13 protein-coding genes and 1 tRNA gene are annotated in these 17,084 nt (G+C 53.8%); 8 read left to right on the top strand and 6 right to left on the bottom strand.

From position 1 onward, the window contains the following. Positions 1–42: 42 nt before the first annotated feature. Complete coding sequence (locus AC5I5B_RS13340; protein WP_111833734.1) at positions 43–918, bottom strand: DUF5677 domain-containing protein; 876 nt, start codon at positions 916–918, stop codon at positions 43–45. Positions 919–1,679: 761 nt separating this feature from the next. Here AC5I5B_RS13340 and AC5I5B_RS13335 point away from each other — a divergent pair. From AC5I5B_RS13335 to AC5I5B_RS13320, 4 genes are all read left to right on the top strand, one after another. Beyond that, the gene (locus AC5I5B_RS13335) at positions 1,680–3,029 is read left to right on the top strand and encodes a tyrosine-type recombinase/integrase (protein WP_162695465.1); all 1,350 of its coding nucleotides are present in this window, start codon (positions 1,680–1,682) and stop codon (positions 3,027–3,029) included. Between the two features lie 393 nt (positions 3,030–3,422). Next, on the top strand, positions 3,423–3,791 hold the full coding sequence (locus AC5I5B_RS13330; protein WP_111833736.1) for a hypothetical protein: 369 nt from the start codon (positions 3,423–3,425) through the stop codon (positions 3,789–3,791). Positions 3,792–3,853: 62 nt separating this feature from the next. Beyond that, positions 3,854–4,126 carry a hypothetical protein gene (locus tag AC5I5B_RS13325; protein WP_111833737.1) on the top strand — a complete coding sequence of 91 codons (273 nt, stop codon included), beginning with the start codon at positions 3,854–3,856 and terminating at the stop codon, positions 4,124–4,126. A gap of 482 nt (positions 4,127–4,608) precedes the next feature. Beyond that, a complete protein-coding gene (locus AC5I5B_RS13320; RefSeq protein ID WP_111833739.1) occupies positions 4,609–7,431 on the top strand; it encodes a PriCT-2 domain-containing protein in 2,823 nt (940 codons plus the stop codon). A gap of 484 nt (positions 7,432–7,915) precedes the next feature. On the opposite strand, the gene AC5I5B_RS13315 is transcribed toward AC5I5B_RS13320, so the two are convergent. The 5 genes from AC5I5B_RS13315 to AC5I5B_RS13295 all read right to left on the bottom strand — a co-directional run bounded on the left by AC5I5B_RS13315 (position 7,916) and on the right by AC5I5B_RS13295 (position 13,714). After that, the gene (locus tag AC5I5B_RS13315; RefSeq protein ID WP_111833741.1) at positions 7,916–8,374 is read right to left on the bottom strand and encodes a hypothetical protein; all 459 of its coding nucleotides are present in this window, start codon (positions 8,372–8,374) and stop codon (positions 7,916–7,918) included. Further along, positions 8,371–9,303: an abortive infection family protein gene (locus AC5I5B_RS13310; RefSeq protein WP_111833819.1), complete on the bottom strand. Its 933-nt coding sequence runs from the start codon at positions 9,301–9,303 to the stop codon at positions 8,371–8,373. Before AC5I5B_RS13310 ends, AC5I5B_RS13315 begins: the two co-directional genes overlap by 4 nt. 399 nt (positions 9,304–9,702) lie before the next feature. Continuing rightward, positions 9,703–9,779: transfer RNA gene (locus tag AC5I5B_RS13305), tRNA-Arg, on the bottom strand. A gap of 217 nt (positions 9,780–9,996) precedes the next feature. Further along, entirely contained in the window at positions 9,997–11,415 is a 1,419-nt protein-coding gene (locus AC5I5B_RS13300) for an ATP-binding protein (protein WP_035212580.1), read from the bottom strand. 250 nt (positions 11,416–11,665) lie between these two features. Further along, positions 11,666–13,714 (bottom strand): methyl-accepting chemotaxis protein, encoded by a 2,049-nt coding sequence (locus AC5I5B_RS13295; protein ID WP_003503687.1) that lies wholly within the window; start codon positions 13,712–13,714, stop codon positions 11,666–11,668. Between the two features lie 351 nt (positions 13,715–14,065). Here AC5I5B_RS13295 and rpmH point away from each other — a divergent pair, with 351 nt between their 5' ends. From rpmH to yihA, 4 genes are read left to right on the top strand one after another with little or no spacing between them, the layout of a single operon-like run. Then, positions 14,066–14,203: a 50S ribosomal protein L34 gene (gene rpmH / locus AC5I5B_RS13290; RefSeq protein WP_003493611.1), complete on the top strand. Its 138-nt coding sequence runs from the start codon at positions 14,066–14,068 to the stop codon at positions 14,201–14,203. A 36-nt stretch (positions 14,204–14,239) separates the two neighbouring features. Continuing rightward, the gene (rnpA, locus tag AC5I5B_RS13285) at positions 14,240–14,623 is read left to right on the top strand and encodes a ribonuclease P protein component (RefSeq protein WP_003503690.1); all 384 of its coding nucleotides are present in this window, start codon (positions 14,240–14,242) and stop codon (positions 14,621–14,623) included. Continuing rightward, positions 14,623–16,428: a membrane protein insertase YidC gene (yidC, locus tag AC5I5B_RS13280; RefSeq protein WP_035212582.1), complete on the top strand. Its 1,806-nt coding sequence runs from the start codon at positions 14,623–14,625 to the stop codon at positions 16,426–16,428. Before rnpA ends, yidC begins: the two co-directional genes overlap by 1 nt. Further along, complete coding sequence (yihA, locus tag AC5I5B_RS13275; RefSeq protein WP_003503694.1) at positions 16,425–17,078, top strand: ribosome biogenesis GTP-binding protein YihA/YsxC; 654 nt, start codon at positions 16,425–16,427, stop codon at positions 17,076–17,078. Before yidC ends, yihA begins: the two co-directional genes overlap by 4 nt. The last annotated feature ends 6 nt before the right edge of the window (positions 17,079–17,084 follow it).

The following is a 17,084-nucleotide window of genomic DNA, read 5'->3' as shown; positions in this document are numbered from 1 at the left end:
CTGCATCGCTACTATACATCTTTTTACCACGCGGTGTCGTGATCATCGCTGTGGGTAGAGTCCCTCATAAAAGGAGCGCTGACTGTCGTTGAAAGCGGCTTGCAATGGCTCACCCAGCTCCGCCGCCCTCTGGAAAGAGTTGTAGAATTTTTCCGTATCGGAAAACTCGCCTTTGAAGTGTCGGCGCAACGCTTCTGCGCAGAACCATGTCAGGCTGACCTGATCGCTCAAAATCCTCGAGATATGGCCAGCTTCAAGCAGTCGCAGTTCATCTTTAGGACGCAATGCCCGATCAGCCATCAGCTCCATAGCCGCGCTATCTGCGTGAGCGAGATGGCTGCAGATACCATAGATATGAAGAACGCTCTTCATGCCAACGAGCGGCTTGCCGTCCAATGTCCGGCCGTCGAGCGCTTCAATGATCTCGGAGAAGGACCATTTCTGTTCCAACCGCTTTCGCTCGGCCTTGTTTCCTTTGGCGTTGAGATCGAAAAGACGCTCGTCCCTTAAGGCTTCAAATATGGAATTCGGGACATCGTCTTCCTCTTTCAGGTGAACCGAAAACTCAGCTTTTCTCGCTCTTCGTCTATCGTTTATCGAGCCTAGCTTGTTCCAGAATTCGTCTATCAATTCCGCCTTATCTTCGTCCTCGGCAAAACATATAAATAATATCTTTGCAGCGGTCTCGTAGAATGATCGCAATATGATCTCGGCATCCCAGGAATACCCCCAGCTTACGAGAAAGCTAACCCCTTGGTTTCTGGCAGATAGGTACCAAAACAGCTGTTTTAATGTCGGGGTAACGTCGGGTGTGGTCTCTCCGTATCTTTCGAAGAGCCCTGCAATTTCGTCTCTGATAACAGCGTGGGCCTGTAAGCTGGCATCCTGTAACAGCCCCAACGGCGATTCGTTGGACATTTCTGAAATCCCTGAAAGCAAAAATAACCAATTCGGCTAAAGGCGACTGCAGACAGTAAATCGTTCGATTGCAGAAAGCTATAAGTCGACAACCCCGACCTGCCGAAATCCATGCGCTATGCCCAATATAAGGCTGCACCAAAACATATTATTTTCATTAAGAGAAATGGCGCACCCGAAGAGATTCGAACTCCTGACCCCCAGATTCGTAGTCTGGGACTTCGCAGGCTGACGCCTCTTTATTCGCCATCGCTCATGTCGTCAATCGAGCAAAGCTCTATTCCTACTCGTCTATCGCTCAAGCCTAAAGGCTTTCTCCTGCTCTTTCGAATCTCAGCATAAAACCGGGTGTAATGATTATTAATTTGGTATGAAGCGATAATATTAAGAATTGATAGAGATTATCCCTACCGATTGCATCACAACAAAAAATCACCAAAAACAGCGACACGCGAACAGAATTTTATTTAATCTATTGATATTACTCTTAATATTATTTCCATCAACCCCACACCTAGAGAGCAGGAGATTACGTCCGACACGACTCAAATCCATATTTTTATTTAAATATTTCATCATAACTTTATATATATACTTTCATTTACTTCAAATATAAATTATACTCCCCACTCCCGCGCGGACGATCAGGGCAGAAAGAGACGCGTTGACGAACGGGGTACAGAGACGCTATTTCGTCATTACAAATCCCGATGTCATTCCATCGTCATTACAAAAATCGCTCCAAAAACGAGAACGCACAAATGCAGGCGAAGCTATCACTCTCCTCCCTCCCATCGGTCTTGAAGCGGGTCCAAGAAGGAAAACCGACCTATGTATGGGATACTGAACTGGCAGGGTTTGGACTGTACGTCTCAGCCAAGGGCGATGTCTCATATCTCGTTCAGCGCTGGTTAGGAGGCAGAGAAGGGGGAGCCAAGCGATACGTCATCGGCAAGCAGAGAGACGGCATGGATATCCAAGATGCAAAGCGTATCGCCACGACGACAATCGCAGACCTTTTGAACGGCAGAGAACCCGAACCACTCAAGGCAAAGAATGCTGTAAGGTCTGTCATTCAACGACAAAGGCAGGACAAGGACGCCATCCTCACGAGAGATGCACTGACTCAGTACCTTGCTCGTCATCCCTCCACCGGCAGATACAGGAAAGAAATGGAGGCGACATTAGACAGGGGCTTGAAGCCCTTCCTATCATCCCGCCTGAAATCGATATCTAAGACCGACCTATCAGGGGTAATCGAAGGGTACAGTGAGAAACCTGCCGCCAAGAGGACACTATTCGCCGCCCTCCGTCCGTTCTTCAATGACTGCGTAGCCAGAGAGATAATTCCTGCCTCACCCCTTTCTACGATCAAGACCCCAAGACCGGTCGATTCCAGAGACAGAACCCTTACGAGAAGTGAAATCAGGGTATTTTGGATGGCTACCTATCATCCCTCTATCCCTCCTGTCTGGGGTTCATTTTACCGTCTCCTGCTACTGACAGGTCAAAGACGTGAAGAGGTCGCTGGGATGAGGTTCGAGGAAATCGATTTCGAGGGAATGACTTGGACGATACCGAAAGAGAGGGCGAAGAATAAGAAGGCCCATATCGTGCACATCACCCCATTGATGCTTGAGGAAATAAACTCCTGTCCTAGAGCCAACATCAGGACCGGCTATGTATTTCCCGCCGCGAGGATCAGAAAGAAATTGGTCGTCGCAGACGAAGCACGAGAGGCACACATATCAGGCTATAGCAAAATGAAGACACGACTAGACGCCGTAATGAATCTCGTCGGTAGCAAGATTGACGAGGCGGTAGACACCCATGGAAAAATCAAGCCTTTCCGACTCCATGACCTGAGAAGAACCGTAGCCTCTGGAATGGCAGAAGACGGACACTCCCCTGATGTGATCGATAGGCTCCTCAATCATGTCTCCGGGTCTCAGTCTGGTGTGAAGGGCGTTTATCAGCGGTATCAATTCCTCAAGGAACGAGAAGAGGCCACGAAGGGCTGGTCAGAAAGGGTTTCGAGCATGACGAAAGACCTTGCTGAGAAAAATAATCCTGATTTTTGGGAAATCCTGCCAGTCTTACAGCTCAATTAAACAATAGTTTAGATTTTTATTCACAAATGTATTGACTTTTATGTTAAAGTATGGTATAATGACTTGTAGGGTAGTGAGTTGATAAGACGCTTTCACCCTACTACCTTTCTATTCACATTTCGCTTGACTTTTAGTGAAGAATGTGGTAAAGGTATATTGTAGGGTATAGATTAAATTCTCACCTACCACAGCCGTCGATGGCAACTATCCAATCGGACATGCTTTATTTGACTCATAGCGAGTCATGCAGCGGCTTTCTATAGCTTTGGCTATCTCTCTATCAAAATCACCCTAATCGCTCTGAGCGGCTCTCTCTGGCCGTTTCTGGCATACTATCTCGCGAGCGGCTTTGCCGTGACCTCGTCCACTGACAGGACATTTCGAAAGGAACCAATGAAAGAATACTACCCTGAAACTGACGACGAAAAGAACGTCATTCGTACCGACTCCTTAAGACGTACAGTCCGCTACGTTTGCGGTGCAGTCGCAGAAATCGATCAGGCGGGACCCCGGAGCTGGTCGATCAAATTCAAGAACCACAAGCCGAAGAGCCGTATAATCACCGGAACCTTCCTGACTATGGATCAGGCAGAAGAGGCCCTTCATAGGTACGAACGAGAAGCGGGCCTAGAGGTGAAAGAATACTCAAGGAGACACCTCTCCCATGAGGAGTACTCCGTCCACAACCTTGAAGAATACGTTTCATATAAAGAAAAAATACAGCCCTACATTATCAATGCAAAAGCCAAAGCACTTGGCTGAATTCACTCATAATCAATTTCATAAATCAATTTTTATTTTTAATTTAATCTAGGATTTTTATAATGGCTATTACACTCCACCCTGACTGCTCCTTCTCCAAGTCCTTTGATGAACTCAACCCCGCTGAAAAGAAGTGGGCAGAACACGAGATTCAGAAGGTCGCATCGCAGCTTACTGGCAGCAAATGGTCCAACGACCATCTAGAATATTTGAAGTTCATCCTGTCCAAAGAACTCGAAGGCCGACCGGCTCCCACTCGCGTCAAACCACATGGCTTGGAGCGCAAGAAGACCCCGGAGCAGACCCTTTCCGACATCTTCAAGCAGATCAAGTGAGGGCGTATGAAAGCACGTCCTATCCGCTTGTCCTTCGATGACGGTAAGTCCCTCGTTCATGTGCCGTTGTCACGCAAGGGGGAACGAGAGGCAGTCATTGAGCAAGACGATTATCAACGGCTCATCTCTGCTGGCGTCAGTCCAAACTGGCATACTGTAGGGGGTTCTGTTACCGCGCGAACGCCGAAAGGTCAGCGACTACTGGGCAGAATCATCCTCGGGGCAGAAGAGGGCCAGACTGTCCGTTACCAAGACGGAAACCCGCTAAATCTCCGAAGGGATAACCTGTACCTTCGCTACGGCGGTTTCTCGATTAATTCGGACACTGCCTGACATTAAGATTTACCGGCTCGATAAACCACATTGAGCCATACGGGAGGGATGCAGCATGGTCTCCGCTGTGTCCCTTCTGGCGTTCATTTTAAATCCATTCAGGGCGTCGCCCAATCCATTTACATGCAACGGCATGAGCTAGGTTATTGATGCATAACACGACAGAGGCATTTCTTGAATTCCTTGATCCGACCGCCAAGGGCTTCACATTTCAGTACTACCCGGACTTAAAGAACCTGAATTCCAATGCAGGGATTCGCCACGGCAGGCTTACAGACGTAGAAAGCTTCCTATCATCCAAGAACCGTGGTCACTCCGCAATCGGTGTCTGCATTAATGAGACGGACGCCAAGGGTAGAACCGACGAGAACGTAACAAAGATTCGTGCCGTCTGGCATGATGACGACCATGGTTACATCGCCAATGGCGGAGAGTTTCCACTTGAACCCTCCCTGACGGTGGAAACCTCACCCGAACGCTTTCACCATTATTGGATTGCTGATCCTGATTCATCCGGTCTTTCGTTCGATGAGTTTGATGCGATTATGGGGATTATGGTCGATGAGTACAATTCTGACCCTGCGGCGAAATCCCGATGCCAGGCCCTCCGGCTGGTAGGTTCGAAGAATTGGAAATCATATCCCGATTCATTCACCGTCAGGATCGTAGGCGGGTCAGGCAAACGGTACTCCGGTAAGGATGTCCTTGATGCCTTTGGCTTGGCTGATGCAATCGAGACCGTTGAAGACGAAGAATCTGTTGCCAAAGAAGAAATAGAATCTCATCAGCACGGGCCGGATATTGAACGCTTGAAGTCGGCCTTGGAGTACTTGTCGTCTGACGAGTATGCAGATTGGTTCAAATACGGCGCTGCTATTTTTGACGAATTTGAAGGCTCGAAGGAAGGATTTGAAATCTGGGATGAGTGGTCAAAGCGGACCGAAAGCGAAAACTATTCCTCTCCAGACAATCGACGGCACTGGGTTCGGGAATTTCCAAAACGGACCGGAAGAGCTTCGAGGGTCAGCATCGCAACAATCTTTCACGACGCGATTGCAAACGGCTGGAAGGACAGTCCGGCTTTGCCTTTCTTTGAGATGCCAGAAGGTCAAGATGTCAGCCCGTTTAAAGGGACGAAATTCGATGATGACGAGTTTGCAGATTCGGTAATTGACGCTGTCGGTGAGAAGTTCTCAGGGTGGGACCACCGCCCTACGAGCGACGATTGGGAAGGTCTTTCCGATATCACCAAGGCTTATCATCGGATGGCAGGGAATGCACTCGGGCCGGCTTACTTCCTATCATCATTGCCACCGGGGATGGGAAAAACGACCGTAATCACCGAAAGCACTCGGGCCTTATTGTCGTGGCCAGACTATCAGACGGCAAGTGTAATCTACTTCATGTCCCGAATTGAGGAGATCAATACACTCGTAGCTCATATGGGCCTGTCGGACGACGATTTCGGGGTCTTCGTATCGGACTCTCGCAAGTCAGACGTGAAGTCTATCGGCAATCCAAACATCGGGAATGCCCGCGTTCTCTTCACGACACAGCAGATGCTGGAACGGCGCTCAATCGGGAAAAGCTTCGGGGAGATTGAGGAGTTCTTCTACAAAGGAAATCCCCGGAACATCCGCATCTGGGATGAGACCATTGCACCGACGAAAAGCATCACCCTGACGAATTTCGGGATCGGTCGATTGCTTGAGGGCCTACGGGCATCGGGGCATTGGAAAATGGCGTCAGAGCTTTTCGACTGGGCATACCAGCTAAAGGGGAGCAAATCGGGCGACATCGTAGAAGTCCCTGATGTGTCTGTGTCCATAGCGTCAATCGCTGACTTCCGAGACATGTTTGCCGACACAAAGGACAAGGACAGAGCAGAGGCGCTTTTCACAATGGCGGGACGTTCTGTCCGGGTACGAAAGGATAATCTCGATGGTACGACAGCGCTAGAATATCAGGACATCCTTCCCGAAGACCTAGGGCCGATGTTGATCCTTGATGCGAGTGGCGGGCTACGGAAGACCTATTCGTTCTGGGAGGGTCATAGAGGTGGCCTGCATCGTCTCAAGTCTCCTGCAAAGCGCTATGGCAATCTGACGATACACCACATGGACAGAGGGTCAGGGAAAACGCTCTACAAAAAGGACGCGAGCAAGGTCAGAGAGATCGCCGAAGCCGTCACAATGACGATCAACGCTGACTTGCCATCTGACGATCCTGTCCTGATTATTCACCCACTTAAGGAAAACAAAAACAGCCCTGACGTCCAACGGCTAATAATGGAACGATTGAATCCGAACAGAAAGGGAGAGGTGCATTTTCTAAACTGGGGCAGACATACAGCGACAAACGAGTTTGCCCATGTGAAACATGTATTCCTGATTAGCATCCTGCAATATAACGAGGCTCAATATGAGGCTATTGGAAGGGGTGCCAAGAAGTCGAGCTTTGATGAACCTTTTCTTGATGCCGATTATGAAAGCGTCCGGTTCGGGGAGATAGCTCATAACATCCTACAGGCCGCATGTCGGGGCACGGTCAGACGGTCTTTCGAGGGTGACTGCCCTCCGGGTTGTAACCTCTACGTTATCTTTCCGACGAACAAGAAAGGCTTCTCCAGAGAGGGATTGTCCCGGATATTTCCGGGTGCGACGATAAAGGACTGGGCATCGTCTAAGAACGAGGAAGCGAAGCTGACCGGCAATGCTCTTAAAGTTTATGATGCCGTGATGCAGACGGCTACAGGGGCAGAAAGCATAGCAGTATCGGAGGTCATGGACGTATCCGGTATCCGAGATAAAACGAACTTCTCCAAGATCGTGCAACGCCCTGACATACAGGAAGCATTGAGGATGAAGGGTATCGAATATCAGAAGGGTATCGGACGGTCTGTCCCGATGTTTAGGAATAAACGGTATCTGCCATTCATAGCCCAGACAGCTAAACAAAAATTACCCTTCTAATCTTAGCTAGTCAGGCGGGGGGCGTAGAGTTAGTACAAAGGAAAAATGAGTAAAGGAATTTAGCTAGTCAAACGTCCATATAGAAGAAACCCCTTATGGAGACATTACTAGCCAAAAGTTCTGATTATGGGAAACCAAGTGTAGACCTACGGATGCCATAGTTACCATTACTTTTCTCTTGAGCTAGCTTGACGCCCCGCCCCGTCGTTCACGATCTGGCCATGACAGACATCGCGGCAGCCCCGATTGCGGATACGAAGCTAATCATTATCCCCCAGTTTTGATCGATGTAGCCTTCTCTCAAACAGAAGGTCAGAATGAAATATACGACCGCAACCAGACCCCATCCGTAGCTGGCCCGTGCGTTTGCTTTTCGCCGATGGAGAGATTCGAGCTTGTGTCCCTCTGCACGTTCTCTTTCTAAGTCCTGATACTCATGCAATCGCGCCCTAAGATATTCTGTATCGTCCATCACCGGCATCGGTCAGTCCTCTTTGTCTGCATCAATGACTTTGTATGTCGCACCAGAAGTATCCTTTTGCGTGATCTCATCGATCAGGTACTTTGCAAACATCGCCCCTCCCCCCAGAACCATCCATAGTGGAACCCCTACAGCTCCTCCGAGAGCCGCAATTCCTGCGTTGGCACCACCAAATACGGTAATCCCTACAGCGGCCGCACCCATTCCTACTCGCTGTGCAGCAGAGCGGTTATCCCAACCATATTTCTTTGATTGCTTGGCTATTATCTTTAGGGCCGGTAACACGACCTTGCTTTTCGCCGTCAAGGTTAGGGCCTTCTTCGCCTTCATAGGAGCCGAGATTGATTCCCCTCTTATCTCTAAGAGCTTTGCTGCCCATTCCCTTATCTCATCCCCTTCGGATTGACTGACCTGCTTTGCAATCGTCACGGCCAACTGACGTTGTTTATCATTCTCAGTCACTTCAGTTCCTTCTCTGCCGTCGTCAGGAAGACAAGTGTGGAGGCCGTCATATGGAGCATGTAAGCCGTGAGGTAGTCGGGAACTTCTTGGGGAACCGCACCTTGCCCATGACCGCTCAATTTGTTCCGTCCAGTCGGAATGCTACTTTCGAGAAGGCTTCTCAGCGAGGTCATCTGTTGCTGCCAGAATGGGGGAATAAGACCGTTGGACAGGCATACGTCAATCAATGCCTTTGCCGTGTCAGTCGTCTTGTACGTCCACCCCCTCTTGTCGCAGACGGCCTTCATGGTTGATTCAAATGCCTTTAGGCACTCGTTCAAGGCTTCTTTGTTGTTACCGTGCCTGTAGTGCTCGTAGGCTGACAAAAATTCCTCGTGGGGGCCTGCATAGTCCTTTGTGTTCAGGAGCCGGATGGCTGGTTTCACAGCCTCTGTATGGATGAGTTCAGAGTCTACCCGAATGATTTCCCCGTCTATGAATTGGTAGCCGACTCCGCTCTCTTTAAATCGGGTATTCAAATCCTGAATCACTTCGTCCGCGTTTTCGTTGTAAGCCCCATAGTAACAATAATCGATCGTACGCGTGAGCTTATCAATTACCCGCATAGACAATTCTACAACATCAAGGCAGCGATCAATGTCTGTTTCATTTGCAAGAAAATGTAATAACTCGAAATCAGGAGCGTACTCTTGATATCCAGTGGCAACCAGACTGTGCACACCGTATTCGGCCCGAAGGGTATCAACAATAAACTTGAATGTGCTGCGAACTCTGCCCGCACTAAGGCTATCAGAAGGATTCAAACCTTGCTTTATAAGATAACCAATTTGGACACGTAGGGAATTGGACAACTGGTCATACGTGTAGACGTCAGGCACTTCGCCCCTAATTCGCTTCTGACGCTTCGAATAAAGATCAAATACTGCCATATCATCCACCGACATAGAATCGCAGAGGATATATTAGCTCACTGAAATCCAAGCGTAAGACGGCATCTCTACCATTCCCCCGAAAATCGGGAATTTTTCTGAGAAAATCTTTAGGTACAATACACTACTGCACTAGGCACCCCATTTCCCCCTCCTACCGGGTGCCCTAGGGGCAAGACCAAGAGCCGAAGAAATCTATCGTCCATAGGGAACCGGAGGTTCTTAACGGACCCTTGGTCCTTGAGGGCTTCGCCCGAAAGCTTAGCTCGACCATTGGGGCGGCTTAGAGGATTTGGCAGTGCTAAAGGGATTGTCATTACAGGGTCATTACATTTCCTGCCCACCATAACGAACAGAAACAGCCCCAAGAGACTAACGTATTGTTATAGAAAGGAGAAATGGCGCACCCGAAGAGATTCGAACTCCTGACCCCCAGATTCGTAGTCTGGTGCTCTATCCAGCTGAGCTACGGGTGCGTGCCGTTCCGGTCGTTTCCGGTGGCGTGGCGATCCTCTAAAACGTCCTCATTCCGAATGCAAGCGATTTCGTTTGGAAATTGTCATTTTTCCGCAGCAATTCCTGTATCCTGTTGATTATATTGAAAATTCCATGCGCCTCATTTTCCACGGGCCTGAGACCATGTCCATTCCGGCGGAGATAATGATTTCACGGGCCTGCTGCGGTGCGGGTTTTTCAGGCGGTTCTGGCGGCCTGCACGGAGGCGGCGCGGTCGGCGATTTCAATGCGGAACTGCGTGCCGGGACCGGGCTTTTCGACGAGCGCGATGGTGCCGCCATGGGCGAGCACGAGTTCGCGGGCAATGACCAGCCCGAGGCCCGTGCCGCCGGAGCGGGCCGAACCCCGGAAAGCGGAAAACAGGTTCTCCTTGGCCTTGCGCGGCATTCCCGGCCCATTGTCGTCGATGACGATGCTGACGACGCTGCCGGCTCTCTGGGCCAGGATGGAAAGGTGCCTCGGCGCGGCATTTGTGGCATCGGACTGCAGAGCCTGGACGGCATTGCGACAGAGATTATGGATGACCCGGAAAAGCTGTTCGGAATCCGCATCGATCGTGAGATCCGGGGGGACGCTGTCGTGAAACTCGATACCGCTGTCGGGATCGAGCGCCAGAATGTCGCGTACGTCCCGCACCAGAAGGCTCAACTGCACCATCTTGCGTTTCGGCGCGCCTTCGGTCGCCTGGCCATAGGCTAGAACCTCGCCCGTATAGGCCACGGCGCGGTCGATGGTGCGTAGCAGTTTCGGCGCGAAGCTCCTGACCATCGGGTCCTTGGCATCCACAAGCCGGTCGGACATCAGCTGCGCGGAGGAGAGGATGTTGCGCATGTCATGGTTGATCTTCGACACCGCAAGGCCGAGATCCACAAGGTTCTTCTGCTGGCGCAGGGTTTTCTGCAGTTCGGTCTGCATATCCGCAAGATGGCGGCCCGCAACCGACAGTTCGTCCGTCCCCTCCTCGGGCACGAAAATCCGCTCGGGATTGCCTGGATCCTCGGAGAAATTCTGCATGCCGAGCGTCAGCCGGCGTATCGGCCGGATCATGATGCGGTTGATGGAGATGAATATCAGGCCGGCCGTGATCAGCGACAGGACGATGGAAATCAGGAAAACGTTGCGGGCATAGGCAAGCATCGCCGCCCGCAGCTTGTTTTCGCCCAGCACCAGTTCGATGATGGTATCGCTGTCGCCCACCACATCGAAGACGCGGATGACGCGGTTGCCGCCGAACAGCAGGGTGGAGAAGGCATCCCGCACCGCCGCCACCTGCGAAACATCGGAAAGATCATATTGCTCGTCGACACCGGGCGGTGTTTCCGCCACTGCGAGCAGGCGCGAGGTGCCGTCCTTTCGCAGCGCGATAAGCTTTGCCCCGGTTGCCATCAGCGTGTCGTTCTGCACGCTTCGCGGCAGTTCGGCCTGCAGGCCATCAATCACCGCGCCGGCGGCGGCGGCCGTATTCAGACGGTCCTGCAGCCAGGAAAGACGCATATTGGCGACGGAAGGCACGAAGATCAGCACTTCGGCGATCATCACGAAAATGACCGTGAGCAGCAGCAGCCGTCCGGAAAGACCGGCGGTCAATCCCGGCATGCAGTGCACCGGATCGTCTTGCGTGCGGTCCAAGCTGTCTACGCCTTTAGAAAACACCGGGCCATGATCCTGTATGCGCGCCGCTGCTTGCGTGGAACGGCTCGGTTTATATGCAGCGACGATAATAGGACCTAATGGATATTTTTCCAATGCGCTGCAAAACAAACGTTTTCATTGCCGGAAAACAAACGCCGCCCGAAAAGGGCGGCGTTCGCAACGTAAGCCTGTTTGAAGCGGAACTGCAGGTCGCCTAGAATTCCTGCCAGTCGCCATGCGCCGGTGCTGCAGCGGGCTGGGCATTGAGCGCACGACTGACGCTGTTCATCAATTTGCGGGCCGGGGACGCCACCGCAGCCGTCCTGCCGGAGACCGCAACCGGTCCGGCGGATGCCGTTACCGGTCTTGCGGGCTGCTCGAAACGGTGGCTGCGCTGCGCATTTTCGGCACCGACATTGAAACGGGTCACCAGCGTCACGAGATGATCCGCCTCGCTGCTCAGCTTGTGGGTTGCGGCCGAGGTCTCCTCCACCATGGCAGCATTGCGCTGCGTCACCTGATCCATCTGGTTGATGGCGGTATTCACCTCGTGCAGACCGGTGGACTGCTCCCTGGCCGCCGTGGCGATCGAATGGATGTGCTCATTGATCGCCAGAACGCGGGTCTCGATCTCGCTCAGTGCGCTGCCGGTTTTCTGCACCAGCGACACGCCGCGTCCGACCTCCTGGCCGGATTTGGTGATCAGCGCCTTGATGTCCTTCGCAGCCGTTGCGGAACGCTGCGCCAGTTCCCGCACTTCCTGCGCGACGACGGCGAAACCCTTGCCGGCCTCGCCGGCACGTGCCGCTTCCACGCCTGCGTTCAGCGCGAGAAGGTTGGTCTGGAAGGCGATCTCGTCAATGACGTTGATGATCTGGCTGATTTCACGCGAGGCATGCTCGATGCGATCCATGGCGGAGACGGCATCGCGCACGACACTGGCGGATTCTTCCGTCTTCTGCTTGGTTTCGGCAACCATGGCGCTGGCTTCCTGCGCACGGTCGGTGGAATTGCGGACGACGGCGGTGATTTCGTCCAGTGCGGCGGAGGTTTCCTCCAGCGCCGCAGCCTGCTGTTCCGTCCGCTTCGACAGGTCGTCGGCCGCCGAGCGCAGTTCGCTTGCGTTGCCGCTGATGCCTTCCGTGCTGCCGCGCACCTCCCTCATTGTCTCGCGCAGCTTGGTCAGCGTCTGGTTGACGTTCTCCTGGAGTTCGCCGAACACGCCGCGGAACTCGCCGTCCATCCTCTCCGTCAGATCACCCCGCGCCAGACCTTCAATGACGCGGCTGGTCTCGGATACGCCGTTATGGACCCCCGTGAGGAGAGAATTGATCGTCGCGGCGAAACGATTGAGGTTTTCGTCGCCATAATCCTTGTTGATGCGGCGGCTGAAATCGCCCTGGGCCGCAGCGTCGACGACGACGGCCATGCCGGCCTGCAGGTCGTCGCTCTTGGCGCGCATGGCGGTCTCCTGCGCATTCATGCGGCGCACCTCGCGGCCGTTGTTCTTGAAGACCTCGACGGCGGCAGCCATTTCGCCGATCTCGTCGTTGCGGCCGAGATAGGGGACTTCCGCGTCCAGATTTCCATCGGCCACCGCATTCATCACCTGCGAAACCCGGCGGATGGGCGCGCTGAGCTGCCGCGTTCCGATGTAGAGACCGAAGGCGGCTCCCGCGCCGACACCTGCAACCGTCACCGCGACGATCGCCCAGAATATGGCGGTGCTGAAAGAATCCATTCCTGCCTTTACGACTTCCAGTTCGGCAATGTCGTTTTTCACGACACCATCGATCTCCGCCTGATAGGCCTTGCGGTTGGCGCGGTTCGCCTCATTGTTGCCCTGCTGGGCGGCTGCCTGCGGCCCGCTCTCCTTCGCCAGCCGGACAGTCTCCAGACGGAAGGTCCGGAACTCCTTGGACCGGCCGACAAGCTTGTCGAAACTCGCCCGCTGTTCCGCCGGCACGAGCGGAGCCCAGCTGGCAATCAGCTTTTCCATGGCATCGAGGTTTTTGACCATGCCGTCGGCAAAGGGGGTGGCTGCGGCCACATCGGCTGCCGCATAGACACCACGCGCCTCCATGACGACCGCCGTCACCAGACGGTTAAGCGCCTCGCCCTTGTAGGCCCTTTCGGCAGCTTCCTCGAAATGATGCGACCGGACCCGGAATTCGTTGATCGCATAGATGGACAGCCCGCCGATGGTGCAGGCAACAAGGCTCATAAGCCCGACAAGTAGATTGATACGACCGCGAATTCTCAATTTCGTTCCCCCAACAAAAACCAGCCGCGCAATGAAAATGGGAAGCTGGCATAACTTTTCGCGTCACAAGATTTATCAATGCGGCGTTAAGAAAGAATTTCGGATTTTATCGATTGCGCGTCGGAATCAGCCTCTATCGGCAGTCGGCGAAGGAGATTGCGGTGCGTTTTCCGCAAAAGGTGAACCGCGAAAACCCCTTCGGCAATTGACTTTGCTCGGCCTATGCCCTTATAAGCCGCGCACGCTCGGCCATTGAAAGCTCGCCCAGGCGGGGTTAGCCGTGCAAAAAACGAAACGCTCTTGCAAATAATTGCAAATTCAAGAAGGGCCGCACACCGCGGTATTAAATAAATGTCGAAGCGTACTTACCAACCGTCCAAGCTTGTTCGCAAGCGTCGTCATGGTTTCCGTGCCCGCATGGCTACCGCCGGCGGTCGCAAGGTTCTCGCAGCCCGCCGTGCGCGCGGCCGCGCACGTCTGTCGGCTTAATTGCCGAGCCTGTGGCCCGATGAAAGTCGTGGGCACATGAGCAAGACTGAAAAACACCCCGGCCGGCTTAAAAACCGGTCGGAGTTTCTTGCCGTTCAGGCGGGGGAAAAACGGCGGGGAAGCACCTTTCTTCTGGAAGTGCTTGACCGGAAAGCCCCGGAAACCGAGCCTCGCGTCGGTTTTACCGTAACAAAAAGACAAGGCAACGCGGTCGAGCGAAATCGCATGCGCCGCCGTCTCAGGGAAGCCGTCAGGCTTTCTGCCGGGGTCGCAATGAAGCCCGGTCATGACTATGTGATTGTCGCCCGCAGGGATGTGCTCGATACAGCCTTCCCGAAACTTCAGTCTCTCCTTGCCGAGCGCATTGAAGGAACGGCGAAACCGAAACGGTCCCAGGAGACCCGCTCCAGGAAAGAATGATGGAAAAGAACCGCAATTACTTCATCGCGATAGCCCTTTCGGTTGTCATCGTCCTCGCCTGGCAATTCCTTTACATGAATCCGCGTATCGAGCAGCAGCGCCGCGCCGAAGAGGCCCGCCAGGCGCAGCAGCAGCAGACGACGCAGCAACAGCAGCCGGCACCGGGTGCCGCGCCTGGTGCAGCCGTCGAAGGCACACCGCCCGCCTCTTCGCCGCAAACCGCCGCAACGGCGACCCGTGAAGAGTCGATTGCAAGAACCCAGCGTGTGGCCATCGACACCAACGCCATCGCCGGTTCGATCAATCTCGCCGGCGCCCGTTTCGATGACATCCGGCTCAAGGATTACCATGAGACCGTCGATGACTCGAGCCCGATCATCACGCTGTTCTCGCCCTCCGACACCAAGGACGGCTACTTCACCGAACTCGGTTTTGTTGCTGCACAGGAAGTCGGCGGCGTTCCCGGTCCGACCACCGTCTGGACGCTGGCAAGCGGCGAGAAGCTGACGGAAACCACCCCGGTCACCCTCACCTACACCAATTCCAAGGGCGTGATTTTCTCCCGCACGATTTCGATCGACGAGCATTACATGATCTCGGTCGCCGACAAGGTCGAGAACCCGGGACAGGCTGCGGTCTCCTTCGCCACCTATGGCCGCGTGACGCGCAACAACAAGCCGGCGATCCCGCCCGTCTTCGTCATCCATGAAGGCTTTCTCGGCGTTTCGGGCAAAGACGGCAGCCTGACGGAAGAAAAATACAAGGATGTTGAAGAAGCACCGGTAACTATTGCCAAGGCAACCGGCGGCTGGCTCGGCATTACCGACAAATATTGGGCTGCTGCCATCGTTCCGCCGCAGACAACACCGTTCGAAACCCGCTTTTCGCATATCACCGGCAATCAGCCGAGCTATCAGGCGGATTTCAAGAGCGACACGATGACGGTCGAACCCGGCCAGTCCATCGAGCTGAAGAGCCTTGTCTTCGCCGGCGCCAAGGAAGTGCCGCTGGTCGACCGCTATGAAAAAGAATATTCCATCCCGAAGTTCGACCTTCTGATCGACTGGGGCTGGTTCTACTTCATCACCAAGCCGATGTTCAAAATGATGGATTTCTTCTTCCGTTATTTTGGCAATTTCGGCGTGGCCATCCTGCTCACCACCATCGTCGTCAAGGCGCTCTTCTTCCCGCTCGCCAGCAAGCAATATGCTTCCATGGCGAACATGAAGCGCGTGCAGCCGAAGATGGAGGAGCTGAAGGCCAAGCATGGCGATGACCGCATGGCCATGCAGCAGGCGATGATGCAGCTCTACAAGGAAGAGAAGATCAATCCGGTTGCCGGCTGCTGGCCGATGCTTCTGCAGATTCCGGTCTTCTTCGCGCTCTACAAGGTCATCTACGTCACCATCGAAATGCGGCATGCACCGTTCTTCGGCTGGATTCACGACCTTTCCGCGCCCGATCCGACATCGCTCTTCAACCTGTTCGGCCTTCTGCCTTACGACGTGCCGCATTTCCTGATGATCGGCGTCTGGCCGCTGGTCATGGGCATCACCATGTTCCTGCAGATGCGCATGAACCCGACGCCGCCCGATCCGACGCAGGCAATGATCTTCAACTGGATGCCGCTGATCTTCACCTTCATGCTGGCCTCCTTCCCGGCCGGTCTGGTCATCTACTGGGCATGGAACAATACGCTCTCCATCACCCAGCAGGCCGTCATCATGAAGCGTCAGGGCGCCAAGATCGAGCTGTTCGATAATATCAAGGGGCTGTTCAAGCGAAAGCCGGTGCAATCGAAATGAGTGAAACAGGCACGGCAACCGAAAAGCCCCTGTTCGGGCGACCCTGGATTTTCATTCGCGGCGTTCCCGCAATGAAATTCCTGCCGCCCGAAGGCCCGCCGGAGATTGCCTTCGCCGGTCGTTCGAATGTCGGCAAGTCCTCGCTCATCAATGCGCTGGTGGGCCACAAGGGGCTTGCCCGCACGTCCAACACACCCGGACGCACGCAGGAACTCAACTATTTCGTTCCGGATGGTTATTCCGGCGAAGCGGGCGACCTGCCGCCGATGGCGCTGGTCGATATGCCCGGTTACGGCTACGCGCAGGCCCCCAAGGATCACGTCGACGCCTGGACGAAGCTCGTCTTCGATTATCTGCGCGGCCGTGCGACACTGAAGCGCGTTTACGTGCTGATCGATTCCCGCCATGGCGTGAAAAAGAATGACGAGGAGGTTCTGACCCTGCTCGACAAGGCAGCCGTGTCCTACCAGATCGTGCTGACGAAGACGGACAAGATCAAGGATGTCGGCGTTCCGCGGCTGATCGGCGAAACGCTGGAAAAAATCCGCAAGCGCCCTGCCGCCTATCCGGAAGTTCTCGCCACGTCCTCGGAAAAATCGTTCGGGCTGGATAGCCTGCGGGCCGAGATCGTCAGAACGATCTCCCTTTGAGAGGCG

Source organism: Agrobacterium sp. (assembly GCF_059499945.1).
Note: the sequence above shows the minus strand (reverse complement) of the source record. Positions and strands in the feature narration are given on the sequence as shown.

Excerpts from the sequence above, each read along its gene's own strand:
- yihA (WP_003503694.1), top strand. The coding sequence starts at position 16,425 with ATGAGTGAAACAGGCACGGCAACCGAAAAGCCCCTGTTCGGGCGACCC.
- yidC (WP_035212582.1), top strand. The coding sequence starts at position 14,623 with ATGGAAAAGAACCGCAATTACTTCATCGCGATAGCCCTTTCGGTTGTC.
- AC5I5B_RS13335 (WP_162695465.1), top strand. The coding sequence starts at position 1,680 with ATGCAGGCGAAGCTATCACTCTCCTCCCTCCCATCGGTCTTGAAGCGG.
- AC5I5B_RS13330 (WP_111833736.1), top strand. The coding sequence starts at position 3,423 with ATGAAAGAATACTACCCTGAAACTGACGACGAAAAGAACGTCATTCGT.
- AC5I5B_RS13300 (WP_035212580.1), bottom strand. The coding sequence starts at position 11,415 with ATGCCGGGATTGACCGCCGGTCTTTCCGGACGGCTGCTGCTGCTCACG.
- rnpA (WP_003503690.1), top strand. The coding sequence starts at position 14,240 with ATGAGCAAGACTGAAAAACACCCCGGCCGGCTTAAAAACCGGTCGGAG.
- AC5I5B_RS13320 (WP_111833739.1), top strand. The coding sequence starts at position 4,609 with ATGCATAACACGACAGAGGCATTTCTTGAATTCCTTGATCCGACCGCC.
- AC5I5B_RS13340 (WP_111833734.1), bottom strand. The coding sequence starts at position 918 with ATGTCCAACGAATCGCCGTTGGGGCTGTTACAGGATGCCAGCTTACAG.
- rpmH (WP_003493611.1), top strand. The coding sequence starts at position 14,066 with ATGTCGAAGCGTACTTACCAACCGTCCAAGCTTGTTCGCAAGCGTCGT.
- AC5I5B_RS13310 (WP_111833819.1), bottom strand. The coding sequence starts at position 9,303 with ATGGCAGTATTTGATCTTTATTCGAAGCGTCAGAAGCGAATTAGGGGC.
- AC5I5B_RS13325 (WP_111833737.1), top strand. The coding sequence starts at position 3,854 with ATGGCTATTACACTCCACCCTGACTGCTCCTTCTCCAAGTCCTTTGAT.